Genomic DNA, 26,346 nt, shown 5'->3' on the forward strand with positions numbered 1-26,346 from the left:
CACAGGCTCAGGTCACACGGTCAGGGGGCCGACGGTCACCACATTGGCCAGGGGCTCGCCAGTGGCCCAGGCCCGCAGCTGCGAGCGTAGCAACGCGTTGCGGCGGGGCTCGAAGGCGTTGGTGAAGCCGCCGACGTGCGGTGAGAAGAGGACGTTGGGGGTCTGTCGCAGGGGATGGTCTGCCGGTACCGGTTCGGGGTCGATCACGTCGAGTGCTGCCTGCAGGCGCCCCGAGCCGCATTCGGCGATGAGGGCCTCGGTGTCGACGATGGGGCCGCGTCCGGCGTTGACCACCATGGCCCCGTCGGGCATTGCCGCCAGCGCCTCGGCGCCCACCAGGCCCTCGGTGGCCGAGGTGTGCGGGGCGATGATGAACAGCACGTCCACCTCGGGCAGCAGGTCGAGCAGTCTGCTGACCTCCTGCACGTCGACCTGTTCACCGTCGAAGTCGACGCTGCGGGCCCGGGTGGCGACCCGGGTGATGCTGGCCGGTTCGAAGCCGCGCACGCGGCGCTCGATGGCTCGTCCGATGTTGCCGTAGCCCAGGATCAGGATGCGGGCGTCGGCCAGGCCGACCCCCCACTGCGGCTGCCAGCGGCCGGCGACCTGGTCGCGGGCGAAGACGTCGAGGTTGCGGCCCCGGGACAGGGCCAGGCTCACGGCCAGTTCCGCGGTGGCGGTGTCGTGCACCCCGGCGGCGTTGCAGAGGGTCACCCCCGCGGGGACGAGCGGGTTGATCGCGTCGGTGCCGGCCATCTGCCCCTGGATGACCTTGAGGTTGGTCATTTCGGGGGTGCGGGCGAAGACGGTGTGCTGCGGCACGCCGTAGGGCAGCACCATGAACTCGACCTGGTCGATGCCCTCAGGCGGGTTGGCGGGGTCGGTGAAGGGGCGCAGGTCGATGGGCAGGTCCTCGCCCAGGACGCGGCGGGCCTCCTGCTCACTCGCGAAGGGCACCCAGGCGACGGGACGGTTCATCGGTCAGCCCCTGCGGTCGTGGTCTGTTCGGTGGCAGGGTCAGCGGTGGGGTCGAGGCGGACCTCGAAGTCGGCCTCGCGCAGGGCCTGTTTGACCTGGCCGACCGACAGGGTCCCGAAGTGGAAGACGCTGGCGGCGAGCACGGCGTCGGCCCCCGCGCGGGCGGCGTCGACGAAGTGCTCCACGGCACCGGCGCCACCCGAGGCAATCAGGGGGACGTCGACGGCGGCGCGGACGGCCTCGAGCATCTCCAGGTCGTAGCCGTTGGTGGTGCCGTCGGCGTCCATCGAGTTCAGCAGCACCTCACCGACGCCCCGGTCGACGGCCTGCCTGGCCCATTCGACAGCATCCAGCCCGGCGCTGCGGCGACCACCGTGGGTGGTGACCCCGAAACCGGACGGCATGCCGGCCTCGCGACGGGCGTCAAGGCTGAGCACCAGCACCTGGTTGCCGAAGCGTGCGGCGATCTCGTTGATGGCCTCGGGGCGCCGGATCGCGCCGGTGTTCATGCCCACCTTGTCGGCACCGCAGCGCAGCAGCAGGTCGACGTCGTCGACGCTGCTGACTCCCCCACCGACCGTCAGCGGGATGAACACGTTCTCGGCGCAGCGCACCACCATGTCGCGGGTGGTCTCGCGGCCCTCGTTGGAGGCGGAGATGTCGAGGAAGGTGAGCTCATCGGCCCCGGCCCGGTCGTAGACCTTGGCCATTTCGACGGGGTCGCCCGCATCACGCAGGTTGACGAAGTTCACGCCCTTGACGACGCGGCCGTCATGGACGTCCAGGCAGGGGATGACTCTGATCGCGACTGACATGGCAGCCAGCCTAGCCCCGCCACGGGCGCTGCACGGTGCACAACAGTCACACCGTTTTGTCGGTGGCAGTCCCTACAGTGGAGGTCATGCCACTCCTTGACCCGGTGTTCACCGGACTCCCCCTGGACCAGTTGGCCGATGCCGCACTGGGTCGCGCCCGTGAACTGGGTGCCAGCCACTGCGATGTGCGCGTCGAACGCCACCGCGAGGCGGTCACTGCCCTGCGCGATGCGCGGGTGACCACCAGCAGCGACTCCAGTGACCTGTCGATCTCGGTGCGGGTGGTCCACCGTGGCTGCTGGGGGTTCGCCGCCGGGGTGGCCCTGACCACCGACGCCGCCGCCGGCCTGGCCGAACAGGCCTGCCGGATCGCGGAGGTCGCCGCCCCGCTGACCCCTCGTCCGGTCGAACTCGCCGACGAACCGGTGCACCGGGGCACCTGGGTGGGGTCCCACCAGGTCAACCCCTTCGACGTGGCCGAAGCCGAACGCAGCGCGCGGCTGGTGGAACTGTCGGAGGCGATCGGCGCCCAGGCCGGGGTCGACCACTCCAGCGCCTCCCTGCGGATCGCCCAGGAGGACACCTTCTTTGCGAACCTGGCCGGCACCCACACCCTGCAGCAGCGGGTGCGGATGCACCCCCAGTTCACGGCCATCTCGACCGCCGGCGGCCAGATCTCGACGATGCGGACCATCGCTCCCCCGACCGGGCGCGGCTGGGAGTACATGACCGGGGTGGGCACCGACTGGGACGAAGAGGTTGCCGGCCTGGGCGAGCTGCTGGCCGAAAACGTCGCTGCCCCGACCGTGGAGGCCGGGCCCACCGACCTGCTTGTCCACCCCAGCCAGCTGTGGCTGACCCTGCACGAGTCGGTCGCCCACGGCACCGAGCTGGACCGGGCACTCGGCTACGAGGCCGCCTACGCGGGCACCTCCTTCGCCACCATCGACAAGCTGGGGTCGCTGCAGTACGGCTCGCCGGTCATGAACGTCACCGGTGACCGGGTCACCGAGCACGGCCTGGCCACGATCGCCTGGGACAGCGAGGGCGTGGAGGCACAGACCTTCGACATCATCCGCGACGGGGTGCTGGTCGGCTACCAGTTGAACCGGCAGATGGCCGCCGAACGAGGCCTCAACGGGGGCCGGTCCAACGGCTGCGCCTATGCCGATTCGGCGGCCCACATCCCGATGCAGCGCATGCCCAATGTCAGCCTGGCGCCCGCCGAGCAGGACGTGACCCTCGACGACCTGCTCGCCCAGCTCGGTGACGGGCTCTATGTCGTCGGCGACAAGTCGTGGTCGATCGACATGCAGCGCTACAACTTCCAGTTCACCGCCCAACGCTTCCACCGGGTCAGGGGCGGACGCATCGTCGGGCAGGTGCGCGATGCCGCCTACCAGGCCACCACCACCGATTTCTGGGGGTCGATGGAGGCGGTCGGTGGCCCCTCGACATGGTCGCTGGAGGGCGCCTTCAACTGCGGCAAGGGCCAGCCGGGCCAGGTCGCTGCCGTCAGCCACGGGGCACCCCTGGGGCTGTTCCGTGGGGTCAACGTGCTCAACACTGCCGCCGAGGCCGGACAGGATGGACAGGACTGATGAGGAACTGGATCGAGACCGCCCTGGCGGCGGCGCAGGACCTGCCGGGCGCTGACCGCGGCTGCGTGGTGATCCTCACCGAGACCCACGAGGCGAATGTCCGCTGGGCCAACAACGCCCTGACCACCAACGGCCAGATGCACCGCATCAGCGCCGAGGTGGTGGCCCTGGCCGGGGTCGAGGGCGGGATCGCGTCGGGCTGCCTGCAGGGGCCGGTCACCGACGCCGAGCAGGTGGTCGACCTGGTGCGCCGGGCCGCGGCCATCGCCGCCGCGGGCGCCCCCGACGCCGATGCCCACGACCTGCCGGGCGGCAGCGTCGACTCCGATTTCGACGAGCCTGCGGCCACCACCAGCTTCGACGTGTTCGCCGACCTGGCGGCCGACCTGGGGGCCGCCTTCGAGCAGGCCGGTGACCAGCACCTGTTGTTCGGGTTCGCCGAACACACCGTGACCACCACCTGGCTGGGCAGCAGCACCGGGGCGCGTCGCCGCGCGGTGGGGCGCACCGGCCGCCTCGAGCTCAATGCCAAGCACCCCGACATGGTCGGCTCGGCCTGGGTGGGCCAGTCCACCGCCGACTTCACCGATGTCGACATGTCGGCGAAGGTCGCCGAGGCGCTGGAACGGCTCTCGTGGAGCGCGAACCGGGTCGACCTGCCGGCGGGGCGCTACGAAGTGATCCTGCCGCCGTCGGCTGTCGCCGACCTGATGATCTACGCCTACTGGTCGATGGCCGGTCGTGATGCCCGCGAGGGCCAGTCGGTCTTCGCCGGCCCGGACGCATCGACCCGGGTGGGTGAGCGGCTCGCCCCGATCGGGCTGGACATGTGGAGCGACCCGGCGGCCCCTGGGCTGGAACGGCCGCAGTTCGTCGCCACCGGGGCCTCCCAGGCGGGGCTGTTCTCGGTCTACGACAACGGTGCCGACGTCGGCCGGGTCGACTGGCTGACCGGGGGCCGGTTGGCGACACTCGTGGAAACCTCCCACGAGCAGCAGGCCAATGGCCTGACCGGCCCGCTGCCGCACCCCACCGACAACCTGTTCATCGACGGCCACGGCACCGCCGACCTGCAGGAGATGGTGGCCTCCACCCAGCGTGGGCTGCTGCTGACCTGCCTGTGGTACGTCCGCGAGGTCGACCCCGAGACGCTGCTGCTGACCGGGTTGACCCGCGACGGGGTGTACCTGGTTGAGAACGGCAAGATCGTCGGTGCGGTGAACAACTTCCGGTGGAACGAGTCGCCGGTCGGGTTGCTCGGGCGGATCAGCGAGGTGGGCCGCGCCGAGCGCACGCTGTGCCGGGAATGGAACGACTGGTTCAACCTGACGGTCGCACCGGCGCTGCGGGTGCCCGATTTCAACATGTCCACCGTCTCCCAGGCGTCCTGATGGCCCGCCCCGCCCCCCGACCTGAGCCGCAGCAGCAGGTCAAACCGCAGGAGCAGCCCAAGCAGGCCGGCGGCAAGGACGCTGACCAGGCCCAGCAGATGGAGATGCTGGCCAAGGTGCTCGACGACATCGTGACGTTGCCCGGTACCAACTTCGGTGTCGGCCTCGACGGCCTGCTGGGGCTGGTGCCCGGGGTCGGTGACACGGTGACCACCACGCTGGCCACCACCATCCTGGTCGACGCGGTGCGCCGTCGGGTGCCGATCCCGGTGCTGCTGAAGATGGCCTGGCACCTGCTGGTCGACACCATGCTGGGTTGGGTGCCGCTGGTCGGTGACGCGGCCGACTTCGCCCACCGGGCCAACCGCAAGAACTACCGCCTGCTGCGCCAGGCCATCGAGTCGGGTGAACGGGTCGACGACTCCTACCCCGCGTACATGGTCAAGGCGGTGGGCGTGGTCGTGGGCGTGCTGGTGCTGATGGTCGCCTCGGCGATCTTCGCCATCTGGGCCACCATCACCATCCTGGTGCACCTGCTCGGCTGAGCTCGCCTGCTGGGCCGGGCACGGGTTCACAGGGACGAGGGCGTCAGTCCTCGTCGGGGTCGAACTCGACCACACCCCGGCGCATCATGTCGACCACCAGCCGGCAGCGGCGGGCCAGGTCATCGGCCGGGCCCGGCGCCTCCCCGGCCAGCTGGCGCTGTTCGGCCCGCAGGCCGGCCGCGACAGCGATCTGGCCGGCCATGTCGGCGACCTGGCGCACCCAGCGGACGAAGTCACCGGCGGGCAGCTGCGCACTGAACAGCACGTCGGCCAGGGGTTGCCCGTCGGCCCACGCGTAGGCGGCCTCCGCGAAACCGATGTCGGGTTCGGGGGCCCGGTCCAACCGGTTGTCGCGCTCGACGACACCGACCTCGCGCCACAGGTTGCGCAGCTGCGACTGGGCCTGCTCGGAGGCGGCGTCGGGCATCCGGTGCATCCTGCCCTGGTCGTTGCGGCGGGCCTCATAGACCAGCGACGACAGCACGGCGGCCAACTGGGGGACGTCCAGTTCGTCGAAGACCCCGGCGCTGACTGCCTCGGCAGCGACCAGGTCGAGCTCGGAGTAGATCCGGGCCAGCATCCGCCCGGCCGGGGTGACCTGGTCGGGGTCGTCGGCGTCCAGGTAGCCCAGCGAGGTCAGCACGACGCAGATCTTGTCGAAGGTGTGGGCGATGGTGTTGGTGCGGGTGGCCAGGGCCCCCTGGGCGCGGGTGTGTTCACGTTCCAGCCGCATGGCGCGTTCGGCGAAACGGGCGTGGCTCTCCCTGTCGGGGCACCCGTGGCAGGGGTGGGCCCGCAGCTCGGCCCGCAGCCGGGCGATCTCGTCCATGATCTGGTCGTCGGGGCGCGAGACCTGCGGGGCGGGCACGGCAGGGTCGAGCTCGTTGAGGCGGTGGTGCAGGCTCGCGGCCAGCGCCTTGCGCATCGGTGGCTTGCGGGGGTCGAACTTCTTGGGGACCCGCAACCGCCCGACGGTGGTGGTGGGGGTCGGGAAGTCCTTGACGCTGAGGCGCACCAGTTCACGCTCGACGGTCATCACCAGCGGGTGGGGTTCGCGGTCGCGGCCGCGGCCGGGGTCGATGATGGTGGCCCAGCCCTCATGGCGGCCCCCGGTGACCCAGATGATGTCGCCCGGTTCGAGGTTTCGCAGCGACTCCTGGACCTCGGCGCTGAAGTCGCGGCGGCGCCCCCGGGCCTGTTCGGCCTCCAGTTCGCTGATCTGTTCGCGCAGCCGGGCGTACTCGGAGAAGTCGCCCCGGTCGCAGGCGGCGGCCTCGAGGTACTGCTCGATCGCCTCGGCGTCGCGGTGGACGGTGCGGGCCAGCCCGACGACGCTACGGTCGGTCTGGAACTGGGCGAAGCTCTGCTCCAACATGCTGCGGGCGGCTTCGCGGCCCATCCGGCCGACCAGGTTGACAGCCATGTTGTAGGTCGGGGCGAACGACGACTTGAGCGGGTAGGTGCGGCGAGACGCCAGCCCGGCGACCGCGCGGGGGTCCATGCCGGGGCTCCACACCACCACGGCGTGGCCCTCGACGTCGATGCCGCGGCGGCCGGCGCGGCCGGTGAGCTGGGTGTACTCCCCCGGCGTGATGTCGACGTGGGCCTCGCCGTTGTACTTGACCAGCTTCTCGATCATCACGGTGCGGGCCGGCATGTTGATGCCCAGGGCGAGGGTCTCGGTGGCATAGACCACCTTGATCAGCCCCTCGGCGAAGCCCTCCTCGACGATGGCCTTGAAGGCGGGCAGGATGCCGGCGTGGTGGGCGGCGACGCCCCGCTGCAGGGCCTCCAGGAAGAAGTCGTAGTCAAGCACCTGACGGTCGTGGTGGCTGAGGGTGCCGACGTGGCGCTCGGCGATGCGGGCCAGCTTCGCGGCCTCCGCGGCGGTGGTGAGCCGGGCCCCGCTGCCGACCAGTTGGCGCACCGCCTCGTCACAGCCGGCCCGGCTGAACACGAACACGATCGCCGGCAGCAGGTTGGCCCGTTCCAGGCTGATGACAGCCGACCAGCGGCTGGGCACCAGCCGCGGGCCCTGCTCGTCGCGGTCCCGGCCGCGGCCGTCGAGCTTGGAGGCAGCGCCACCGAATCGTCCTGACCCGTGGGTGGGCCGCTTGCCCTTGCCCGAGCGGCCCCTCGGACGCCGGGAGTCGTCACGCTGCCCGCGGACCTCCGACTTGGCGAGCTTGACCAGCTCCGGGTTCACCTCCGGGGTGACGGTGCTGGGCAGGGCGACGGCGGTGGGGGCATCACCGCTGAACAGGTCATAGAGGGTGCGCCCGGCCAGCACGTGCTGGTACAGCGGCACCGGGCGGCGTTCGGACAGCACGACGTGCACGTCGCCGCGCACCTCGTCGAGCCAGTCCCCGAACTCCTCGGCGTTGCTGACGGTCGCCGAGAGGCTGACCAACTGCACCCGCTCGGCCAGGCCCAGGATGACCTCTTCCCACACCGCGCCGCGGAACCGGTCGGCCAGGTAGTGCACCTCGTCCATCACCACGTAGCCCAGGTTGTGCAGGGTGCGCGAGTCGGCGTAGATCATGTTGCGCAGCACCTCGGTGGTCATCACCACGATCGGCGCCTCGCCGTTGATGGAGGTGTCGCCGGTCAGGAGGCCCACCCGGTCGGCGCCGTGGCGGGCGACCAGGTCGTGGTACTTCTGGTTTGACAGCGCCTTGATGGGGGTGGTGTAGAAGCACTTGCTGCCCTGCTCCAACGCGCAGAACACGGCGAACTCCCCCACCACCGTCTTGCCCGAACCGGTGGGCGCAGCGACCAGCACCCCGTGACCGGCTTCGACATGGGCGCAGGCCAACACCTGGTACTCGTCCAGGGTGAAGGGGTACATGCGGCTGAACGACTCGAACAGCGGCCCCGGGGCCGGCGTGTCATGCAGGTTCTCGATGCCGGTCTGGTCCATGGCTTCGACCCTAGTGCCCCTTGCGGTAGATGCTGAGGTGTTGGGGCCGTACGGCGACGGTGACGGGCACCTCCCCCAGCAGCTCACCATCGGCCATGGCGAACATGTCGTCGCCGTCGATGACCACCTCGCGGGCGCGGACCTGTTCGACGGCGGGGTCGTTGATGAACTTGCCGGTGTACAGGGTGGGCATCAACCGCAGCAGCGTGGCCCGGCTGACCGGGTGGATGATGGTGACATCAAGCAGGCCGTCGGTGACGTCGGCCCCCGGGGCGATCTGCATGCCGCCACCGATGTAGGCGCTGTTGGAGACCCCGACCAGCATCGCTGGCAGTTCCCACTGCTCACCGTCGATACTGATCCGGTACTGCAGCGGGTCGAACCTGGCCAGTTCGGTCAGGGCGACATAGCCGTAGGCCAGCGCCCCCAGTGGCAGGGTGATCGCATTGGCGCGCCGGTTCACCTTGGCGTCGTAGCCGGTGCTCACGGTGCAGCCGATGTGGCGGAACTCGGCGCCGTCGGCCAGCCGCCCGGTGGCCAGGTTCACATCGATGCGGTCACTGCGGCCCTCGGCGATCACCCGGGTGGCGGCGGGCACCGACAGCGGGATGCCCACGCCGCGGCAGAAGTCGTTGCCGGTGCCGGCGGGAATGATGCCCAGCCGCACATCGGTACCGGCGCAGGCGTTGACCCCGAGGTGGGCCATGCCGTCGCCACCCATCACCACCAGGGAATCGGTGTCATGGTCGGGGCGGCCGGGCCTGGCGCGTTCCACCGCCTGGATGGTGCGCAGCCGGGCATCGTCGAAGCTGGTCGCCTGGTGCACCTGCAGGTGCGCATCGGGGCGGGCGGCGACCAGTTGGGCGACCACCTTGGGAAGCACCCTGGCGGCCCGGCCACGCCCAGCTTTGGGATTGACCACCACCGTCATGGTGGGGCCGTCGAAACGACGCAGTGCCATCGAGGCTCAGTCGACCTCGTCGTCGAGCTCGATCAGCTGGCCCGAGGCGATCAACCTCTTGTCACGGGTCCGACAGATGACCTCGGCGATCAGGTACATCACGGCCATCGGCACCGACAGCGCCAGCATCGAGAACGGGTCCGTGCTGGGGGTGGCGATGGCAGCGAAGACGAAGCAGACGAAGATCGCCACCGTGCGCATCTTCGACAGCTGTTTGCCGCGGACCACGCCGAGCAGGTTGAGGGTCACCAGCACCACCGGCAGCAGGAAGCTGAGCCCGAAGATCAGCAGCATCTGCAGCTCGAAGGTGAGGTACTTGTTCATCTCGTTGATCTGCGTGGTGTCCGGCGGGTTGAAGGTCATCATGACCTCGAAGCCCTTCGGCATCACCATGTAGCCGGTGGCCACACCCATCAGGAACAGCGGGATGGAGGTGCCCATGAACCGCAACGAGTACTTCTTCTCGTTCTCGAGCAGGCCCGGCATGATGAACTTCCACAGGTGCCAGATCCACACCGGGCAGGTCAGGATCAGGCTGGCGATCGCCGCCATCTTCATCGACAGGGTGAAGCCACCCATGATGCCCTCGGTGGTGATCAGCACCACCTGGCCGGTCCGGGCCTCGTAGGCTTCCTTCGCCACGAACAGCGGGTAGGTCGTCAGTTCGTAGAACACGCGGAAGTTCATCTCGATGATGAGGGCCGCGATGAAGACCACCACGAAGGCCAGGAAGGACATGATCACCCGGTAGCGCAGCTCCCGCAGGTGGTCGACCAGCGCCATCGTGCCGTCGGGAGAGTCACTGACCGGTGGCTTCAGCCAGTCAGGGATGATCTGCCGACGACGTGAATCGTTCTCGATGACGCTCATGGTTCAGGGGGGTCCGCTCAGCCCTGGTTGTGGGGCTGCTCGGCGGGGGTGGTCTCGTCCACGATGGTGGCGTCGACGACCTTGTCCTCAGCGGCTTCCTTGGTCTCCACCTCGGCCGGCTTCTTGTCCGACCGCAGGTCCTTGGTCTCTTCCTTGAACTCGCGGATCGCGCGACCCGAGGCCTTGCCGATGCCGGCCAGACGGCTGCCGCCGAACAGCAGCAGCGCCACCGCCAGAATGATCAGAAGTTCCTGCCAGCCGAAGCCGCCCATGTCATGTTCCCTTGCTCGTGTCGGGGACTGTCCCCGACAGATGTGTCCAACCCCACACTCACGCAGGGCCGCAATGCCTCTTCATCTTAACCACCGCCGCTGGGCAAACCCCATCAGCGAGCCATTCGTTGCGCAAGCGTTGCGCGCGTTTCAGCCGGTGGTGGCCAGGTCCTTCGACGCCGGTTCCTCCCCCTGCGCACGCCGGGCCGGCGTCGCCCGCTCGCCCGTCGTGGTGGTCGGGGAGAGTTCCAGTTGCTCGACCAGGGCCTGGATCTCGCGGCCCCGCTGACCGAGCATCTTGATCTCGGAATAGACGTCGGCAGCCTTGTGGAACAGCCACACGCCGTAGCTGATCATGACCACCAGCCCCACCACGGCAATGGCGAGGAACACCCAGACCCAGATCATGCCCCCACCCTAGCGCCCGCTGCATTGCTCGCCGGAAGTTCGGCGTAGGCCGCCAGCGCCGCCTCAGCGACGGTGACCGCGTCCTGCTGGGCCTGGTGGGGCTCGGGCAGCCGGATCTGGTCGGCCAGCTGCAGCAGCCGGTGGGACAGGTAGGACCGGTCGGCCAGCGGCACCCTGGCCCAGCGCAGGTAGACCGGGTCGTCCAGCTCGCCGGACTCGCGGACGGGGTCGTACTCGAGCAGGTACAGCGCGGCGGCGGCCAGGTGCAGTTCCACCACGCTCGCGGTGTCAGCCCAGTCGACCTCCGGAGGGCTGCCGTGGTCGTGGGCGGGTTCACCGGTGGCCGAGGCCTCGGCGATCCGGTTGACCTTGTACAGCCGCCAGTCCTGCCGGGTCAGGCTCCAGGCCTGCAGGTAGGCCGACCCGTTGCGCACGATGATGGCGGCCGGGTCGACCTCGGGGCGGGTGGTGATGCCCCGGTTCACCCCGTCATAGACCAGTTGCAGCCGCTGCCCCGTGCTGATCGCGGTGTGCAGCACGCTGCGGACATCCTCGGCGCCGACGTCCATGGCCAGCTGCACATGCCCGGTGCGGTGGCCGGTGGTCTCCTCGAGCTTCTTGATCGCACTGCCCACGTGGCCGGCCGACTCGTCGTCGACCAGGGGCTGCACCGACTTCAGGGCGACCAGCAGGCTGAGTGCTTCGTCCACGGTGAGCCTCAGCGGCCGGGCGATGTAGGGCGAGGGGGTGACCACGACCCGCCCCGCCTCGGCTTCGTCGGGGTCGTACTCCAGTAGGTACTCATAGAACCCACTGGCGATCGAGTCAGGGTCCGAGCCGATCATCCACATCGTCTCGAGCTCGTGCAGCAGCCGTCGGGGGGTGATGCCAAACTCGGCGGCGGCCTCCTTCACGCTGATGCCGGGGTGGGCGGCGAGCCAGGGGACCATCTTGAACAGTCGGGAGATGTCCTCGGTCGCCTTCATGACTGCTGCTCCTGTGGTTCGGGCCCGTGGGCGGCGACGACGCGCCGGAAGTGGTCGCCCATTGCCTCACGCAGGTGCGCCGGTTCGAGGACGAGCACGTCGGCCCCGAACGGCGCCAGTTCCTGCACCAGGGCCTGCTCACGCAGATAGGTCAGGTCATGGGCGAGGTAGCCCTCGGGGGTGTCCGGGTGGGTGGTCGGGGTGCTGCGGCGTCGCACCGCGGGGGCGTACTCACCGCGGACGGCGACCACGGCGTGTTCCTGGCCCTGCTCGGGTCGAATCTCGTCCATCATCGCGGCGGGGTCGACGTCGTCGGGAACCTGGTAGGCGTTGGCCGGGCCGTAGGGTTCAGGCTCGCCGATGATGCGCGCCAACTTGAACTTGCGTGATTCCTGGCGGGTGCGGTCGAAACCGATCAGGTACCAGCCGCCGCCCCGCTGGCCGAGCACCCAGGGTTCGACATCGCGTTCACGCACCGCCCCGTTGGCGGCGCGGTAGGTGAACCGGACGCACTGGTGGGCGTTGTTGGCCTGCATCAGCACGTGCAGTGACGGGTCGCTGGTGAGGCTGGGCTGCAGCGCGCGGCCGGGTTCCTCGTCCAGTTCGACACCGGCGGCGGCCAGCTTGGACAGTGCCTCACGTGCCTGCTCACCGACCGAGTGCTCACCCCAGACCCGCTGCGCCATCGCCAGCATGGCCCGTTCGGGGGCGCTGAACTCGACCTCGGGCAGGACGACATCGCCGGTGGCCAGCAGGTAGCGTTCGTCGGCGCCTTCCCCGGTGACCACCAGGTCGACGCCCAGCTCACGCAGCACGACCTTGTCGCGTTCGAACATCCGGTCTCGGGAGGCCGGGCCGGCGTCGGCGTAGTCGGTGACCAGGTCGAGCAGCTGCGCCTTGCTGAGGGGTTGCCGGGCGGTTTGCAGCACGTACAACAGGTGCACGAGTCGCAGCGAGTTGGCGCGACCCTTCACGGCGCGTTGGACGGGCTTGTGCTGTGGGTCTGGCACCGCCATGTACCTCCGGGTGGGTCGCGAGCGGAATACTGGTGCGAGGCTATCAGCGCGACCATCGGGAGGAATGCGTGGCTGGACGTTTCGCCCCCAGTCCGACGTCGGACCTGCATGTCGGCAACCTGCGCACCGCGCTGCTGGCGTGGGTCTTCGCCAGGCGGTCCGGGCTCGGCTTCCTGGTGCGCATCGAGGACCTCGACCAGCAGCGGGTCGCCGCCGCCCCCGAGGTCGCCGCGCGGCAGTTGCAGGACCTGGCCGCGATCGGGTTGGACTGGCGCCCGCCGGTGACCCGCCAGTCGCAGCGCCTGGAGCACTACCGGCAGGCGATCGCCTCGCTGGAGACCTATGAGTGTTTCTGCACCCGGCGTGAGATCGCCGAGGCGGCCCAGGCGCCGAACGGGGCCACCCTGCCGCAGGGCGCCTACCCCGGCACCTGCGCCGACCTCACCGAGGACGAGCGGGCCCGGCGGCGCCGGGACCGTCCAGGTGCGCTGCGGGTGCGGGCCGGGGGTGTGTCGATGAGCGTGCAGGACCGGTTCGCGGGCACGGTCACCGGGGTGGTCGACGACTTCGTGGTCGCCCGGGGGGACGGGACCCCTGCCTACAACCTGGCGGTGGTCGTGGACGACGGCTTGCAGTCGGTCAGCCAGGTGGTGCGCGGCGATGACCTGCTCTCGTCGTCACCGAGGCAGGCGTGGCTGGCGCAGCAGTTGGGTTTCGCGGTGCCCGAGTACGTGCACGTGGGTCTGGCCGTCAACCCGGCCCGTGAGCGGCTGGCCAAACGCGACGGGGTGGTGAGCCTGGCCGACCTGGCAGCCGCAGGCCACGATGCCCGACAGGTGCGCGGCTGGCTGTTGGCCTCGCTCGGGATCGACCCGGAGTTGGACAACGACGAGTTGCTGGCCCTGCCGGAGCGGTCGTGGACGAGCGCCACCCGGGCGTGGGTAGTCGACCCCGACCGCTGGTGATCAGCGGCCGGGACCACCCGGATGACTAGCCGGAGGCGCTGGCGAACAGGATGTCGACGACGTAGACCAGCGTCTCACCGGCGGGGATCGACGGGGTCGCGTTGCCCTTGGGGTAGGCGTCGGCCGGCGGGACGATCAGCAGCACCCGCGAGCCGACGGGCTGGTTGACCAGGCCCTTCTGCCAGCCCGGGATCAGGGTGTTCAGCATGCCGGTCTCGGGGCCGGTGGTGTAGTTCTGGGCGAGCACCTCACCGTTCCAGCCGACGCTGGTGTAGTTCACGACGATGCCGTCGGTGTCCTTCACGGCAGGCCCGGTGCCGGTGATCAGCGGCTGGACGACCAGCTCGGTGGGCTTGGTGACATCGCTGCCGATGGTGATGGTCGGCGCATTGCCCTTGCCATTGTCGGTGACGGTCGGCAGCCCGGCCGGCGGGGTGACGGCGGTGCCGAAGGGCTCGTCGAGCTGGGCCGAGACGATGTCGACCACGAACACCAGCGAGTCGGTGGCCAGGATCCCGGCGCCGGGGTTGCCCTCGGCGTAGCCATCAGCGGGGGTCATCATGATCACGACGCGTGAACCGATCTTCTGGCCCTCCAAGCCGATCCGGAAGCCGGCGATCACCTGGTCGAGCGGGAAGGCGACCGGGGTGGCCACACCGTCGACCCAGGAGCTGTCGAAGGACTTGCCGTCACGAGCGTTGATGCCGGTGTAGTTGACCAGCACGGTGCCACCCTCGGCGACCTCGGGCCCGGCACCCTCGCTGAGCACCTTCACCTGGGTCTCGGCGATGGCCAGCGGCCAACTCGCGGTGACGGCAGGCTCGGCGCCGAAGGCACCGCTGACGTCCAGCGCGTCCAGGTTGCTGATGGTGCTGGGGGCGACCGACGGTGACGCGGAGCCCGAACCCGAAGCGCTGGGGTCAACGCTGGGCTCAGTGGTCACGACATTGGTGTCGGTCGGGTTGGGCGTCGGTTCATCTCCGCCACCGGTGCAGGCGGCCAGCGCCAGCGAAGCGGCCACGGCAGCGGCGACGATCGAGAGGCGACGCCGGCCGATGCGACGGGTGGGCGAAGGGGACGAGTGGTTCATGCGCACCAGTGCAGGTTACCCGACGCGCAGACCGCACCACGAACCGGTCAGACCAGCGGATCACCGGTGAAGCCGGCCGAGCGTGTGAGCCGGGGTTCGTGCTCCATCCGGGCGATCAGCGCGTCCACCCGGGGGTCCTCACTGGCCAGTGGGTCGGGCAGCACCACGGTGCCGTCGCTCAGGTCACGACAGGTGAAGGTCATCCAGTCGGTGGTGAAGTCGCGGTGGAAGGTGCGCGCCGCGCTGATCAGTCGTCCGCGCAGCCGGGCCCGGGTGGTGACCACGGGGTGGGTCATCGCCTGGCGCAGCTCGACCTGTTCGACCAGGTGGTTGACGTGGCCGGTGACCTCGGCGTGGGCGAACAGTCCGCGCGCCCGGGCATCCCCGCCGCGATGGATGTCGTGGTAGGCCAGGTCGAGCTCGGCCAGTTGGGGCGCCTGGTTGGTGAGCTGGTGGCGGTGGGCGTACTGCAGCATCAAGTGTTCCTTGATGGCCCAGTCGATGACCCGTTCGATCCGGGAGTGCTGGCGGTCGGCCACCGCCCCCATCACCAGCTGCCACAGGTCGAGCACCTGCTTGAGTTCCTGGTCGTCGGCGTAGGGGGCGACGATGCCGTAGTAGGCGTCCAGGATTTCCAGGGTGGTCGCCAGTCGTCCGCTGACCAGTTCCACCCGGGCGCGGCCGTCGCGGTGGCGGGCCACCTCGCGGATCGCGGCGGCGGGGTCGCTGAGGGCCCATTCCTCGAAGTCGTAGCCGTCCTCGATGGCCCGCAGCACCAGTTCGGTGGCGCCGATGCGCAGCAGCAGGGTGGGCTGGGACAGGGTCGAGTCACCGGCCATCACGTGCAGCCGGCGGTAGCGCTGCGGGTCGGCGTGGGGTTCGTCGCGGGAGTTCACCAGCGGGCGGGACCTGGTGGTCGTCGAGGAGACCGGGTCCCACAGGTGGGCGGCGCGCTGGGACAGCCACAGTTTGCCCTTGCCGTTCTCGACCACCCATTTCCCGGCGCCGCACAGCAGTTGCCGCACGACCAGGAAGGGGGTGAGGGCGGCGACCCACTGGCCCAGGGCCAGGTCGCGGGTGACCTGGTAGTTCTCGTGACTGCCGTAGGAGTTGCCGGCCGAGTCGGTGTTGTTCTTGTACAGCTGCAGCCGGGCGGTGGTGCCTTGCTCCTGCAGGATCGCCAGTGCCCGTTCGGCCAGGTCGTCGACGATCCGGTCACCGGCGCGGTCGGCGATGATGAGGTCGGTGATCCGGTCGCATTCGGGGGTGGCGTACTCGGGGTGCGAGCCGACGTCGAGATAGAGCCGTCCGCCGTTCTTGAGGAACGCGTTGGTGGTGGCCTGCTTGTTCACCAGTGGCCGGAACAGGTGCTGGGCTGCCTCATCGGCGCCCAGCGTCCGCCACATCTCCTCGGTGCGCCCGGCGACCTGGCGCTGCCGCAGGACCTGCATCGCCAGCCCGTACTCGGTCTCCAAGCCGCGGGCCCTTCTGCTCATCGGTGCCACAAGATCACCCTAGGTCACATGCCCACCAGGTCGAACAGCGCGCCGATCTCCTCCTTGGTCAGGTGCCGCGACTCCCCCGGACGAAGGTTCCCCAGCCGCACCGGGCCGATGGAGGTGCGGGTGAGCTTGTCGACGGGGTGGCCGACCGCGTCCATCATGCGGCGCACGATGCGGTTGCGCCCCTCGTGCAGGGTGATCCGGACGAGGCTGTGGCCGCCGGCGCTGTCGACCAGCTTCACCTTGTCGGGCTTCACTGGTCCGTCGTCGAGGCGCAGGCCCTTCATCAGCCGGTCGATCGTCTTGGGGGTGACCTCACCGAGCACGTCGGCCATGTACGACTTCGACACCTCGTAGCTCGGGTGCGCCAGCCGGTGGGCGAACTCGCCGTCATTGGTCAGCAGGATCACGCCCTCGGTTTCGGTGTCGAGGCGCCCGACGTGGAACAGCCGCTCCTTCTGCCGGTCCATGTAGCGGGTCAGGGTGACCCGGCCGAGCGGGTCGTCCATGGTCGAGACGACCCCGCGGGGCTTGTTCAGGACGAAGTAGAGGTGGTGCCTGGCCGGGGGGATCCGCTGCCCGTCGACCCGGATGGTGTCGCGGGCGGGGTCGACCCGCAGGCCCTGGACGTCGACGACGCGCCCGTTGACCTCGACGCGGCCCTCGTCGATCATGATCTCGGCGGCCCGGCGCGACGCGATACCGGCCTGGGCGAGCACCTTCTGCAGGCGGATCAGCTCGCGTTCGGGTTCCTCGGGGGCCCGGTAGTCCTCGGGGACGTCACTGACGTAGTCGTCGTCGGATTCCAGCTCCGGGTCCACCTGGGGGTCCTGCTGCGGGTCAGTGCTCATCGTCGTTCTCCTCGGTGGGGTTCTGCGGGTCGGGCTGCTCGGCGGGCGAAGGATCAACCATACGCGCCAACTCCGCCTCGAGCGCACCTGCGTCGGGCAGGTGCGGGGCCAGCGGCGGCAGTTCGTCCAGTCCTTCCAACCCCATCCTTTCCAGGAAGTAGTCGGTGGTGCGGAAGAGGGTGGCCGCCGAGCCCTCCTCGGCCGGGGCCTCCTCGATGAGGCCGCGCGACAGCAGGGTGCGCACGACCCCGTCGACGTTCACCCCGCGCACAGCTGAGACCCGGGAGCGGGAGACCGGCTGCAGGTAGGCGATCACCGACAGGGTCTCCAGGGCCGCCTGGCTCAGCCGGGACTGCTGGCCCTCCAGCACCCAGCGCCCGATCAGGTCGGCGTGTTCCGGCCGGGTCCACAGCCGCCAGCCGCCCCCGACGTGGCGCAGTTCGAAGCCGCGTCCGCTCTGGTCGTAGAACTCGACCAGCAGTTCGCAGGCCTGCGCGACGAGGTGTTCGGGGGCCTGGATGGCCTGCGCCAGGGTGGCGGTGGGCACCGGTTCGGTGGCCATCAGCAGCAGCGCCTCCACCGGCGCGGTCAGCTCCGCCGGTTCGAGCTGCTCCTGGTCGGGCTGCTCGGGTTCGGGCTGCTCGGGTTCGGGCTGCGTGGGTTCGGGCTGCGTGGGCTCGGCACTCATGGGCTCGGCACTCATGGGCTGTCCTCCTGTCCGGGGGTCTGGTCGAACTCGTCAGAGATCTCGTGCTCACCCTGGTCCGAGGTCCAGCGGATGGTCAGTTCGCCCAGCGGGGTGAGTTGTTCGAAGGTGACCGCCGCGTCACGGAACAGTTCCAGCAGCGCCAGGAAGCGGGCCACGGTGGTCAGCCGGTCGGCGTCGGCGGTCAGCGCCCGGAAGGTCAGCGTGCCGGCCGCCTGCAACCGGGCGACCACCAACCGCGCCTGTTCCTGCACGTTGACCGCCGCCCCGTGCAGGTGGCCGAGTTGCACGTTGACCGGTTCGTCGGCGACCAGCAGCCGGGCAACCAGCACGGCCAGCCGTTCCCCCGCGGGCAGCACCACCTCGGGCACGAGGGCGGCGAACTGCTCCTCGAGGCCACCAGGCCGGGCGAAGCGGGCCGACTCCTCCCCCAGCCTGGCCGCCAGCAGCCCCGAGACGGTCTTGAAGGCGCGGTACTGCAGCAGTCGCGCGAACAGCAGGTCGCGGGCCTCGAGCAGGGCGAGGTCCTCCAGGTCGTCCACCTCACCTGAGGGCAGCAGCCGGGCGGTCTTCAGGTCGAGCAGGGTGGCGGCGACGAGCAGGAACGAGGAGGTCTGGTCCAGGTCCCAGGCCTGGGCCCCGACCTTGATGTAGGCGATGAACTCGTCGGTGACCCGCGACAGGGACACCTCGGTCACGTCGAGCTTGTGCTTGCTGATCAGTTGCAGCAGCAGGTCGAAGGGGCCCTCGAAGTTGTCCAGCCGGACGGTGAACCCGGGGTGCTGGGCCTGCTCGTCGACCGGGTCGGCCACCCCGTGGCGCCGGCGTGGCGCGGCCATCACTGGGTCCGCAGCTGGTGGATCAGGTCGCTGTCCTCACCGCGCTCGGCCAGGTCGGCCAGGGCCAGCGCCACCGCCGCCCGGACGAGTCGTCCGCGGTCGACCTTGAGACCGTGTTCGGCGCGCAAGCCCAGCCTGGCCTGTTCCAGGGCGACCAGTTCGGTGGCGCTGACGTAGACGGTCATCTTCTCGTCGTGGCGCACGCGCCCGGTGTGGGCGCCCGCCTCAGTCACCGTTTCAGTCGCGGGTTCAGCCGAGGGCTGGGACGACGGCGCGGCAGCGTCGACCTCGTCCGGGGGCGCGCTCGCCCCGGGTTGGACCGGCCCGGGTTGACCAGGCCCGGGTTGACCAGGCTCGGGTTGGACAGGCTCGGGTTGGACAGGCTCGGGGGCCTCGGTGCGGCGGAACAGTTCGGAGGCGCCGGGCAGGCTCACCCGACGTGGCATCGGGCCACCACCTCCCGCGCGAGGGAGCGGTAGGCCTCGGCCCCCGGGGACGAGGAGGCGTAGGTGGTGATCGGTTCGCCGGCGACGGTGGTCTCGGGGAACTTGATGGTGCGCCGGATGACGGTGTGGAAGACCTTGTCACCGAAGGCCTGCACGACCCGCTCGAGCACCTCGCGGGAGTGCAGGGTGCGGGCGTCGTACATGGTGCCGACGATGCCGAGCAGTTCCAGGTCGGGGTTGAGCCGGTCGGTGACCTTCTCGATGGTGTCGGTCAGCAGCGCCACCCCGCGCAGCGCGAAGAACTCACATTCCAGCGGGATGATCACCTGGTCGGAGGCGGTCAGCGCGTTGACGGTCAGCAGGCCCAGCGAGGGGGCGCAGTCGATCAGGATGAAGTCGTAGCTGCCCTTGAGCTTGTCGAGGACCCGCTTCAGGGTCTGCTCGCGGGCCACCTCGCTGACCAGTTGCACCTCGGCAGCCGACAGGTCGATGTTGCTGGGCAGCAGGTCGAGCCGGTCGACCGGGCCCTCGACGATCACGTCCTCGGGGGTGTACTGCTTGCTGAGCAGCAGGTTGTAGATGCTGCGTTCCAGGGTGTGCGGGTTGACCCCGAGGCCCACCGACAGCGAACCCTGCGGGTCGAAGTCTACCAGCAGCACCTTGAAGCCGTACTCGGCCAGGGCTGCGCCGAGGTTGATGGTGGTGGTGGTCTTGCCGACGCCACCCTTCTGGTTGGTCATCGCGATGGTGACCGTCCTGCGGGGCCCGGGCCCCGGCGGGGTCGGTTCGGGCAGCTGCGGGAAGGGTCGGCCGGTGGGGCCGAGGTCGTCATCGGCGGCGGCCGCGGTCTCGACGGTGAACAGGGCGTCGCTGGGATCTTCAGCGGAGTCCTCGGCACCCCAGTCGTCCTGGTCGGGGGCCTCCTGGGGTCCCGGCTGGTCGATGAGGTCCTGATCGGTCCAAGTCACGTCGATCCCTTCCATCCGTCTCGCTCCCGCGAGTCTAGTGGGAGCCTGCCCGCGGCAGGCAGTCCCGGTTCAGCGTGCCCGGGGATGGGACTCGAGGTAGACCTCGCGCAGGTGTTGCACAGTGACCAGGGTGTAGATCTGGGTGGTGGTCACCGAGGAATGGCCCAGCAGTTCCTGGACGACGCGGATGTCGGCCCCGCCGTCGAGCAGGTGGGTGGCGAAGCTGTGGCGCAGGCTGTGCGGCGACACCTCGACCCCCAGGCCCGCGCTGCCGGCCGCCTGCTGCACGGCGGCCCAGGCCGATTGGCGTGAGAGCCGGTTGCCGCGGGTGTTCAGCAGCAGCGCCGGGCCGGGACGGGCCGAGCGGGCGGCCCAGTCGGGGCGCCCCCGCACCAGCCAGGCCTCGACGGCGCGGCGGGCATAGCTGCCCAGCGGCACCACCCGCTGCTTGCGGCCCTTGCCGAGCAGTCGCAACCCGGCGGCCGGGTCCTCGACGGCGCGGGAGACCTCGTCCACATCGAGGGCGCAGACCTCACTGATCCGTGCGCCGGTGCCGTAGAGCAGTTCGAGCAGGGCCGCGTCGCGCAGCCCCTCGACGGTGCTCGGGTCGGGGGCTTCGAGCAATCGGCGCACCTGGTCGTGGTCGAGGGCCTTCGGCAGCCGGGTGCCCACCGTGGGCGGGGAGACGTCGCGGGCGGGGTCGAGGGGGCGGTGCCCCTCGCGGGTGGCGAAACGGTGGAAGCCGCGCACGGCCACGACTGTTCGTCCGATCGACGAGGTGGCCAGCGGCTTGTGGCCGGGTCCCGGGGTGGCCAGGTCGGCGGCGAAGGCAGCGACGTCGGCTGCTGCGACCTCGGCGAGGCGGGTGATGCCACGGTCGGCCAGGAACCGCTGGTAGCGGGCCAGGTCGCGCCGGTAGGAAGCGACGGTGTTGGCCGCCAGTCCCCGCTCGACCGCCAGGTGGTCGAGGTAGTCCTCGACGACCCGGTTGATGTCGGGGTGGGGCTCAGCGGTCGCGCTGTTGGCGGGCATGGACCTCACGCACGGGCCAGGGGGCGTCGGGTTGGCGCAGGTGGTCGAGGCGGCCGGTGCCGCGGGCTGCGGCCAGCGCCATGATGCCGGCGACCAGCAGCGGCGACTGCAGGCGACCGGCGAGCACCCCGTCGACCAGGTCGTCGAAGGGCACCCAGCCGACCTGCATGTGGGCCTCCTCGTCCTCGGGGACGAACCCGTCGGGGTGGGGTGCCTCGCTCAGCCCGGTGGCCAGGAACACGCGGGCCGATTCCTCGGAGCCGCCGGGGCTGGTGCACACGTCGACCAGGATGCGCCAGTCGTCGGCCCGCAGCTGGACCTCTTCGGCGAGTTCGCGCTGTGCGGCGACCAGGAAGTCCTCACCGTCGACGTCGAGCAACCCTGCCGGGGGTTCGACGAGTTCGAGGCCGACGGGGTGGCGGTACTGGTTGACCACCGCGACCCGGTCCTGTTCGTCGACCGCGATGATGCCGACCGCGCCGGGGTGGGAGATGAACTGGCGGCTGAACGGCTCGCCGCTGGGCGGCACCACCGTTTCCTGGACGAAGTTGCACACCCGGCCTCGGGCGAGCACGTCGCTGGACGATACGGGCCAGGCCATCGGCCGGTCTGCGGGGGCGTTCACTACTGCTCCTGCTCGCTCGGCTGCACCTGATCGCTCGGCTGGGCCTGGGCGGTCTCGTCGCCGTCGACGGGCAGTCGGCTGGACCGGGAGCGGTTCAGCGCTGCTTCGACGAGCCCCTGGAACAGCGGGTGGGGGCGGGTGGGGCGTGACTTGAGTTCGGGGTGCGCCTGGGTGGCGACGTAGTAGGGGTGCACCTCGCGGGGCAGTTCGACGAACTCGACCAGGTTGCGGTCGGGCGAGGTTCCCGAGATCACCAGCCCGGCCTTCTCGAGCTCGGCGCGGTAACGGTTGTTGACCTCGTAGCGGTGCCGGTGGCGTTCCTCGACCTTGGTCTTGCCGTAGGCGCGGGCGACCACCGAACCGCGGACGAGTTCAGCCGGGTAGGAGCCCAGCCGCATCGACCCGCCGAGGTCACCCTCACCCTGGACGATCAGTTCCTGCTCGGCCATGGTGGCGATCACCGGGGAGCCGGTCTCGGGGTCGAACTCGGTGGAGGCCGCGTCTTCGATGCCGGCCAGGTTGCGCGCGGCCTCGATGACCATGCACTGCAGGCCCAGGCACAGCCCGAGGGTGGGCAGCTGGTTCTCACGGGCGAACTTGAGGGCGCCGAGCTTGCCCTCGACCCCGCGGATGCCGAACCCGCCGGGCACGCAGATGCCGTCGACGTCGGCCAGGTTCTCCCGGGCCCCCTCGGGGGTTTCGCAGGTGTCGGAGGCCACCCAGCGCAGGTTGACCTTCGCCTGGTTCGCGAAGCCACCGGCGCGCAGCGCCTCGGTGACCGAGAGGTAGGCGTCGGGCAGGTCGATGTACTTGCCGACCAGCGCGATGGTGACTTCCTCGGTGGGGTTCTCGACGCTGTCGAGCAGCTTGTTCCACTTGGTCCAGTTGACGTCGCGGAACTTCAGGCTGAGCCGGCGCACGACGTAGGCGTCGAGGCCCTCGTCGTGGAGCACCCGCGGAATCGCGTAGATGCTGGGCGCGTCGATGCAGGCGACCACGGCCTCCTCGTCCACGTCGCAGCTCATCGCGATCTTGCGCTTGATGCCCTCCCCGAGTTCCCGGTTGGCGCGGCAGACGATGGCGTCGGGCTGGATGCCGACCTCGCGCAGCTTGGCCACGGAGTGCTGGGTGGGCTTGGTCTTCATCTCACCGGAGGGCCCGATGTAGGGCACCAGCGAGACGTGCAGGAAGAACACGTTGTCGCGACCCACTTCGTGGCGCACCTGCCGGGCGGCCTCCAGGAAGGGCAGCGACTCGATGTCGCCGACGGTGCCGCCGATCTCGTGGATGACCAGGTCGATGCCGGGGCCGCCGACCGCGAGCATCCGTTCCTTGATCTCGTTGGTGATGTGCGGGATGACCTGCACGGTGTCACCGAGGTAGTCGCCGCGGCGTTCCTTGGCGATGACGGTGGAGTAGACCTTGCCGGTGGTGACATTGGCCGCACCGTCGAGGTTGACGTCGAGGAAGCGTTCGTAGTGGCCGATGTCCAGGTCGGTCTCGGCCCCGTCCTCGGTGACGAAGACCTCACCGTGCTGGAAGGGGTTCATCGTGCCCGGGTCGACGTTGAGGTAGGGGTCGAGTTTCTGCATGCTGACCCTCAACCCCCGGGCCACCAGCAGGTTCCCGAGGCTCGATGCGGTCAGTCCCTTGCCGAGGGACGACACCACGCCGCCGGTGACGAATAGATGCTTGGTTACCTTCGCGTTGCCCACGGACTGCCATCCTATGCCACATCGCGGCCCTCGCCGACCGCGGATCGCCGGTGCAATCCGGCCCCGTTCCAAGGCCGGGCCACAAACGTGGGAGACTGTCTGCATGCAGCTGCCCATTGATGTGCCAGTCGCACCGATGTTGGCACGCCTTGTCGGTGAGATCCCCGACACCGATTCGGTCCCCGGCGGCTACCTCTACGAACCGAAATGGGACGGCTTCCGCTGCATCGTGCTGCGCGACGGCGCGCAGATCGAGCTCACCAGCCGGATGAACAAGTCGCTGACCAGCTACTTCCCCGAGATCGTCGAGTACGTCCGTGACTCGCTGCCCACCCGGTGCGTCGTCGACACTGAGATCTTCGTGCCCAGCGGCCCAATGGGAGCCCAGCACCTGGACTGGGACGCGCTGAGCCGGCGGGTGCACCCGTCGCTGCGCAGGGTGGCCCGGATGGCGGAGCAGACCCCGGCCGAGATGGTGGCCTTCGACGTGCTGGCGCTGTTCAACACCGACCTGCGTCCCAAGCCCTTCACCGAACGCCGCAAGGTGTTGGAGGACCTGTTCACCCGCGCCGACCCGGCCGGCGGGCTGCACCTGACCGCCCAGACCTCCGACGCCGAGGTCGCCCGCGGCTGGTACGACTCGTTCGAGGGGTCGGGCCTGGACGGGCTGATGGTCAAGCAGGCCGACGGCGCCTACGAGTACGGTCGCCGCAGCTGGCTGAAGGTCAAGCATGCCCGCACCGCGGAGGCCGTGGTGGTGGGCTTCCGGCGCAACCCGCGCCACCGCGGTGTCGGCAGCCTGATCCTGGCGATGTACGGGGCCGGCGATGAGTCGCTGCACTACGTCGGGGTGGTGAACGCGTTGACCGACCAGCAGCGGGTGGAGATGGCCGAAGAACTGCTGCCGCTGCAGGTGGCGCTGGCCGATGCGCCGATCCTGAACGGGGTGCCGGGCACCGGGTCGTTGACGTCCCAGTCGTTGGTGGCCCTGCAGCCGACCAGGGTGATGGAGGTCTCCTTCGACCAGCTCGAGGGCAGCCAGTTCCGCCACCCGGCGCAGTTCCGTCGTTGGCGGGTCGACCGTGACCCGCGGACCTGCCGGCTCGACCAGCTCAGCCTGGACCCGACCTACGACCTGGCATCCATGCTGGAGTGATCGGCCCTGGCACGGGTCGCGGCCTCGAGCAGGTCGCGGGCGTGTTCCTGGGCGCTGCTGACCTGGTCGAGGCCACCCATCATGCGGGCCAGTTCGGCCTGCCGTTGGCTGCCGGTGACCCGGCTCAGCCCGCTGGTGGTGACCTCCCCGTCCGACTGCTTCAGCACGACGACGTGGTCGTCGGCGAAGGCGGCCACCTGCGCGAGGTGGGTGACGACCAGCACTTGGGAGTGGCGGGCCAGCCTGGCCAGTCGCTTGCCGACCTCGAGGGCCACCGCCCCACCGATGCCGGCGTCGACCTCGTCGAAGACGAAGGTGTGGCCGGTGGCCTCGCCGGCGAGGACGACCTCGAGGGCCAGCCGCACCCGGGACAGTTCACCGCCGGAGGCGACCCGGCCCAGCGGTGCCGGTGCCGCCCCGGAGTTGGCGGAGAACAGCAGGGCCACCTGTTCGGCGCCGTGGGGTCCGACGGCCTCGCTGGGTGTCAGGACGAACTCGAGCCGGGCGTGTGGCATGGCCAGGGCCCCCAGTTCCTCGGTGACCGCCTCGACGAGCCGCTCGGCCCCGGCGCGGCGGCGTGCGGTGATCGTGCGGGCGGACTCGTCGAGCTGGTCGCTGAGTTCGGCGCTGAGCCGGCGCAGCTCGTCGATGCGCTCGTCGGAGCCTTCCAGGTCGGCCAGCCGCTCGAAGGACTGGTCTGCCCAGGCGAGCACGTCGGTGAGTTCGGGGCCGTACTTGCGGCTGAGCGCGGCCAGGTCGGCGCGCCGCTGCAGCACGGCGTCGAGACGCTGCGGGTCGGTGTCGAGGTCGGCCCGGTAGGAGGCGACGTCAGCGGCCAGGTCGTTGAGCTGGTGCCCCAGGTCGACGGCCCGCTCGAGCAGGCTGGTCGCGCTCTGGTCGAGGTCGGCGAGTTGGCCCACGACGCGGCGGGCCCGGCCGACCAGCCCGACGGCACCCGGGTCGTCCCGCGAGGGGTCGTCGCTGCCGGCCAGCAGCTGGGAGGCCTGTTCGGACAGGACCTGCAGTTCGTCCAGTGAACCCAGTCGGGCGGCCTCGGTGGCCAGTTCCTCGTCCTCCCCGGGGCGAGGGTCGACGGCGGCGATCTCGTCGAGGCCCAGCCGCAGCAGCCCGGCCTCCCGCAGGCGTTCCTGGGCCTGGGTGGTGAGCAGTTCCAGCTCCTCGGTGGCAGCACGGCGACGGTCGTACAGTTCCCGGTGCCGGGCCAGGTGCGCCAGGTGCTGGTCACCGCAGGCGCGGTCGAGGACGTCGCGCTGGCGCTGCGGGTCGGCCAGCCGGACCTGCCCGGACTGGCCGTGGATGGTAGCCAGTTCGGTGGTGACCTGGGCCAGCGCGGCGATGGTGGTCTGCGCTCCCCCGACGAAGGCCCGGGAGCGCCCGCCGCTGTTCACCTGCCGGCTGACCAGCAGTTCCCCCTCCTCCAGCGTGCCACCGAGGTCTTCGACCAGGGCTTCGTCGACGAGTTCGAAGCGGCCCTCGACCAGTGCCCGGTCACTGCCGTGGCGCACGACCGAGGCGTCCCCGCGTTCGCCGAGCAGCAGCCCGAGCCCGCTGGTGACCATGGTCTTGCCGGCGCCGGTCTCACCGGTCAGGGCGGTCATGCCCGGGCCGAGGGCGAGGGTCGCCTCGGCAATCACCCCGAGGTTGGTGATGCGGAGTTCGCGCAGCAC

General features: G+C 70.1%; 25 protein-coding genes. 5 read left to right on the forward strand and 20 right to left on the reverse strand.

The window, feature by feature from the left end:
• Positions 1–12: 12 nt before the first annotated feature.
• Both ACQE3C_RS02090 and hisF read right to left on the reverse strand, forming a co-directional pair.
• Positions 13–978, reverse strand: coding sequence for a 2-hydroxyacid dehydrogenase (locus ACQE3C_RS02090; RefSeq protein ID WP_434537529.1), 966 nt, complete (start codon positions 976–978; stop codon positions 13–15).
• Positions 975–1,793 carry an imidazole glycerol phosphate synthase subunit HisF gene (hisF, locus tag ACQE3C_RS02095; protein ID WP_434537530.1) on the reverse strand — a complete coding sequence of 273 codons (819 nt, stop codon included), beginning with the start codon at positions 1,791–1,793 and terminating at the stop codon, positions 975–977. Before hisF ends, ACQE3C_RS02090 begins: the two co-directional genes overlap by 4 nt.
• A gap of 86 nt (positions 1,794–1,879) precedes the next feature.
• On the opposite strand from hisF, the gene ACQE3C_RS02100 reads away from it, so the two are divergent.
• Genes ACQE3C_RS02100 through ACQE3C_RS02110 form a run of 3 tightly spaced genes read left to right on the forward strand, consistent with a single transcriptional unit; the run spans position 1,880 to position 5,330 of the window.
• The gene (locus ACQE3C_RS02100; RefSeq protein ID WP_434537531.1) at positions 1,880–3,394 is read left to right on the forward strand and encodes a TldD/PmbA family protein; all 1,515 of its coding nucleotides are present in this window, start codon (positions 1,880–1,882) and stop codon (positions 3,392–3,394) included.
• Positions 3,394–4,785: a metallopeptidase TldD-related protein gene (locus ACQE3C_RS02105; protein ID WP_434537532.1), complete on the forward strand. Its 1,392-nt coding sequence runs from the start codon at positions 3,394–3,396 to the stop codon at positions 4,783–4,785. The genes ACQE3C_RS02100 and ACQE3C_RS02105 overlap by 1 nt, the downstream gene beginning before the upstream one ends.
• The gene (locus ACQE3C_RS02110; protein ID WP_434537533.1) at positions 4,785–5,330 is read left to right on the forward strand and encodes a DUF4112 domain-containing protein; all 546 of its coding nucleotides are present in this window, start codon (positions 4,785–4,787) and stop codon (positions 5,328–5,330) included. The genes ACQE3C_RS02105 and ACQE3C_RS02110 overlap by 1 nt, the downstream gene beginning before the upstream one ends.
• 43 nt (positions 5,331–5,373) lie before the next feature.
• On the opposite strand, the gene ACQE3C_RS02115 is transcribed toward ACQE3C_RS02110, so the two are convergent.
• The 7 genes from ACQE3C_RS02115 to ACQE3C_RS02145 all read right to left on the reverse strand — a co-directional run bounded on the left by ACQE3C_RS02115 (position 5,374) and on the right by ACQE3C_RS02145 (position 12,757).
• Entirely contained in the window at positions 5,374–8,178 is a 2,805-nt protein-coding gene (locus ACQE3C_RS02115; RefSeq protein WP_434537577.1) for a DEAD/DEAH box helicase, read from the reverse strand.
• A gap of 82 nt (positions 8,179–8,260) precedes the next feature.
• Positions 8,261–9,211 (reverse strand): diacylglycerol/lipid kinase family protein, encoded by a 951-nt coding sequence (locus ACQE3C_RS02120; RefSeq protein WP_434537534.1) that lies wholly within the window; start codon positions 9,209–9,211, stop codon positions 8,261–8,263.
• Positions 9,212–9,217: 6 nt separating this feature from the next.
• On the reverse strand, positions 9,218–10,081 hold the full coding sequence (tatC, locus tag ACQE3C_RS02125; RefSeq protein ID WP_434537535.1) for a twin-arginine translocase subunit TatC: 864 nt from the start codon (positions 10,079–10,081) through the stop codon (positions 9,218–9,220).
• 17 nt (positions 10,082–10,098) lie between these two features.
• Positions 10,099–10,353 carry a twin-arginine translocase TatA/TatE family subunit gene (tatA, locus tag ACQE3C_RS02130; protein ID WP_434537536.1) on the reverse strand — a complete coding sequence of 85 codons (255 nt, stop codon included), beginning with the start codon at positions 10,351–10,353 and terminating at the stop codon, positions 10,099–10,101.
• A 150-nt stretch (positions 10,354–10,503) separates the two neighbouring features.
• Positions 10,504–10,761: a hypothetical protein gene (locus tag ACQE3C_RS02135; protein WP_434537537.1), complete on the reverse strand. Its 258-nt coding sequence runs from the start codon at positions 10,759–10,761 to the stop codon at positions 10,504–10,506.
• Entirely contained in the window at positions 10,758–11,747 is a 990-nt protein-coding gene (locus ACQE3C_RS02140) for a helix-turn-helix transcriptional regulator (protein ID WP_434537538.1), read from the reverse strand. Before ACQE3C_RS02140 ends, ACQE3C_RS02135 begins: the two co-directional genes overlap by 4 nt.
• On the reverse strand, positions 11,744–12,757 hold the full coding sequence (locus tag ACQE3C_RS02145; RefSeq protein WP_434537539.1) for a helix-turn-helix transcriptional regulator: 1,014 nt from the start codon (positions 12,755–12,757) through the stop codon (positions 11,744–11,746). The genes ACQE3C_RS02140 and ACQE3C_RS02145 overlap by 4 nt, the downstream gene beginning before the upstream one ends.
• 74 nt (positions 12,758–12,831) lie before the next feature.
• Here ACQE3C_RS02145 and gluQRS point away from each other — a divergent pair, with 74 nt between their 5' ends.
• The gene (gene gluQRS, locus ACQE3C_RS02150; protein ID WP_434537540.1) at positions 12,832–13,728 is read left to right on the forward strand and encodes a tRNA glutamyl-Q(34) synthetase GluQRS; all 897 of its coding nucleotides are present in this window, start codon (positions 12,832–12,834) and stop codon (positions 13,726–13,728) included.
• Between the two features lie 25 nt (positions 13,729–13,753).
• On the opposite strand, the gene ACQE3C_RS02155 is transcribed toward gluQRS, so the two are convergent.
• The 10 genes from ACQE3C_RS02155 to ACQE3C_RS02200 form a co-directional block, all read right to left on the reverse strand.
• Complete coding sequence (locus ACQE3C_RS02155; protein ID WP_434537541.1) at positions 13,754–14,818, reverse strand: FKBP-type peptidyl-prolyl cis-trans isomerase; 1,065 nt, start codon at positions 14,816–14,818, stop codon at positions 13,754–13,756.
• A gap of 47 nt (positions 14,819–14,865) precedes the next feature.
• Positions 14,866–16,314, reverse strand: a complete 1,449-nt coding sequence (locus ACQE3C_RS02160) for a proteasome accessory factor PafA2 family protein (protein WP_434537542.1) — start codon at positions 16,312–16,314, stop codon at positions 14,866–14,868.
• A gap of 23 nt (positions 16,315–16,337) precedes the next feature.
• A complete protein-coding gene (locus ACQE3C_RS02165; RefSeq protein WP_434537543.1) occupies positions 16,338–17,171 on the reverse strand; it encodes a pseudouridine synthase in 834 nt (277 codons plus the stop codon).
• Positions 17,161–17,874 carry an SMC-Scp complex subunit ScpB gene (scpB, locus tag ACQE3C_RS02170; RefSeq protein ID WP_434537544.1) on the reverse strand — a complete coding sequence of 238 codons (714 nt, stop codon included), beginning with the start codon at positions 17,872–17,874 and terminating at the stop codon, positions 17,161–17,163. Before scpB ends, ACQE3C_RS02165 begins: the two co-directional genes overlap by 11 nt.
• The gene (locus ACQE3C_RS02175; RefSeq protein ID WP_434537545.1) at positions 17,871–18,716 is read right to left on the reverse strand and encodes a segregation and condensation protein A; all 846 of its coding nucleotides are present in this window, start codon (positions 18,714–18,716) and stop codon (positions 17,871–17,873) included. Before ACQE3C_RS02175 ends, scpB begins: the two co-directional genes overlap by 4 nt.
• Positions 18,716–19,162 (reverse strand): hypothetical protein, encoded by a 447-nt coding sequence (locus ACQE3C_RS02180; protein ID WP_434537546.1) that lies wholly within the window; start codon positions 19,160–19,162, stop codon positions 18,716–18,718. Before ACQE3C_RS02180 ends, ACQE3C_RS02175 begins: the two co-directional genes overlap by 1 nt.
• A complete protein-coding gene (locus tag ACQE3C_RS02185) occupies positions 19,147–20,106 on the reverse strand; it encodes a ParA family protein (RefSeq protein ID WP_434537578.1) in 960 nt (319 codons plus the stop codon). The genes ACQE3C_RS02180 and ACQE3C_RS02185 overlap by 16 nt, the downstream gene beginning before the upstream one ends.
• Before the next feature lie 93 nt (positions 20,107–20,199).
• The gene (locus ACQE3C_RS02190; RefSeq protein WP_434537547.1) at positions 20,200–21,162 is read right to left on the reverse strand and encodes a site-specific tyrosine recombinase XerD; all 963 of its coding nucleotides are present in this window, start codon (positions 21,160–21,162) and stop codon (positions 20,200–20,202) included.
• Complete coding sequence (locus ACQE3C_RS02195; protein WP_434537579.1) at positions 21,137–21,763, reverse strand: NUDIX domain-containing protein; 627 nt, start codon at positions 21,761–21,763, stop codon at positions 21,137–21,139. Before ACQE3C_RS02195 ends, ACQE3C_RS02190 begins: the two co-directional genes overlap by 26 nt.
• Positions 21,764–21,786: 23 nt before the next feature.
• Entirely contained in the window at positions 21,787–23,502 is a 1,716-nt protein-coding gene (locus tag ACQE3C_RS02200; RefSeq protein ID WP_434537548.1) for a CTP synthase, read from the reverse strand.
• Positions 23,503–23,605: 103 nt separating this feature from the next.
• Here ACQE3C_RS02200 and ACQE3C_RS02205 point away from each other — a divergent pair, with 103 nt between their 5' ends.
• The gene (locus tag ACQE3C_RS02205) at positions 23,606–24,658 is read left to right on the forward strand and encodes an ATP-dependent DNA ligase (protein WP_434537549.1); all 1,053 of its coding nucleotides are present in this window, start codon (positions 23,606–23,608) and stop codon (positions 24,656–24,658) included.
• Here ACQE3C_RS02205 and recN read toward each other — a convergent pair.
• Positions 24,631–26,346 carry a DNA repair protein RecN gene (gene recN, locus ACQE3C_RS02210; RefSeq protein WP_434537550.1) on the reverse strand — a complete coding sequence of 572 codons (1,716 nt, stop codon included), beginning with the start codon at positions 26,344–26,346 and terminating at the stop codon, positions 24,631–24,633. The two genes, ACQE3C_RS02205 and recN, sit on opposite strands and share 28 nt — an antisense overlap.

The organism is Aestuariimicrobium sp. Y1814 (assembly GCF_050113895.1).
In the GTDB taxonomy this organism is placed as follows: domain Bacteria; phylum Actinomycetota; class Actinomycetes; order Propionibacteriales; family Propionibacteriaceae; genus Aestuariimicrobium.

Excerpts from the sequence above, each read along its gene's own strand:
- ACQE3C_RS02140 (WP_434537538.1), bottom strand. The coding sequence starts at position 11,747 with ATGAAGGCGACCGAGGACATCTCCCGACTGTTCAAGATGGTCCCCTGG.
- hisF (WP_434537530.1), bottom strand. The coding sequence starts at position 1,793 with ATGTCAGTCGCGATCAGAGTCATCCCCTGCCTGGACGTCCATGACGGC.
- tatA (WP_434537536.1), bottom strand. The coding sequence starts at position 10,353 with ATGGGCGGCTTCGGCTGGCAGGAACTTCTGATCATTCTGGCGGTGGCG.
- ACQE3C_RS02110 (WP_434537533.1), top strand. The coding sequence starts at position 4,785 with ATGGCCCGCCCCGCCCCCCGACCTGAGCCGCAGCAGCAGGTCAAACCG.
- ACQE3C_RS02155 (WP_434537541.1), bottom strand. The coding sequence starts at position 14,818 with ATGAACCACTCGTCCCCTTCGCCCACCCGTCGCATCGGCCGGCGTCGC.
- ACQE3C_RS02115 (WP_434537577.1), bottom strand. The coding sequence starts at position 8,178 with ATGTACCCCTTCACCCTGGACGAGTACCAGGTGTTGGCCTGCGCCCAT.
- ACQE3C_RS02190 (WP_434537547.1), bottom strand. The coding sequence starts at position 21,162 with ATGCCCGCCAACAGCGCGACCGCTGAGCCCCACCCCGACATCAACCGG.
- ACQE3C_RS02090 (WP_434537529.1), bottom strand. The coding sequence starts at position 978 with ATGAACCGTCCCGTCGCCTGGGTGCCCTTCGCGAGTGAGCAGGAGGCC.
- ACQE3C_RS02120 (WP_434537534.1), bottom strand. The coding sequence starts at position 9,211 with ATGGCACTGCGTCGTTTCGACGGCCCCACCATGACGGTGGTGGTCAAT.
- tatC (WP_434537535.1), bottom strand. The coding sequence starts at position 10,081 with ATGAGCGTCATCGAGAACGATTCACGTCGTCGGCAGATCATCCCTGAC.
- ACQE3C_RS02195 (WP_434537579.1), bottom strand. The coding sequence starts at position 21,763 with ATGGCCTGGCCCGTATCGTCCAGCGACGTGCTCGCCCGAGGCCGGGTG.
- ACQE3C_RS02175 (WP_434537545.1), bottom strand. The coding sequence starts at position 18,716 with ATGGCCGCGCCACGCCGGCGCCACGGGGTGGCCGACCCGGTCGACGAG.
- ACQE3C_RS02100 (WP_434537531.1), top strand. The coding sequence starts at position 1,880 with ATGCCACTCCTTGACCCGGTGTTCACCGGACTCCCCCTGGACCAGTTG.
- ACQE3C_RS02205 (WP_434537549.1), top strand. The coding sequence starts at position 23,606 with ATGCAGCTGCCCATTGATGTGCCAGTCGCACCGATGTTGGCACGCCTT.
- ACQE3C_RS02165 (WP_434537543.1), bottom strand. The coding sequence starts at position 17,171 with ATGAGCACTGACCCGCAGCAGGACCCCCAGGTGGACCCGGAGCTGGAA.
- ACQE3C_RS02135 (WP_434537537.1), bottom strand. The coding sequence starts at position 10,761 with ATGATCTGGGTCTGGGTGTTCCTCGCCATTGCCGTGGTGGGGCTGGTG.
- ACQE3C_RS02105 (WP_434537532.1), top strand. The coding sequence starts at position 3,394 with ATGAGGAACTGGATCGAGACCGCCCTGGCGGCGGCGCAGGACCTGCCG.
- scpB (WP_434537544.1), bottom strand. The coding sequence starts at position 17,874 with ATGAGTGCCGAGCCCATGAGTGCCGAGCCCACGCAGCCCGAACCCACG.
- ACQE3C_RS02160 (WP_434537542.1), bottom strand. The coding sequence starts at position 16,314 with ATGAGCAGAAGGGCCCGCGGCTTGGAGACCGAGTACGGGCTGGCGATG.
- ACQE3C_RS02180 (WP_434537546.1), bottom strand. The coding sequence starts at position 19,162 with ATGCCACGTCGGGTGAGCCTGCCCGGCGCCTCCGAACTGTTCCGCCGC.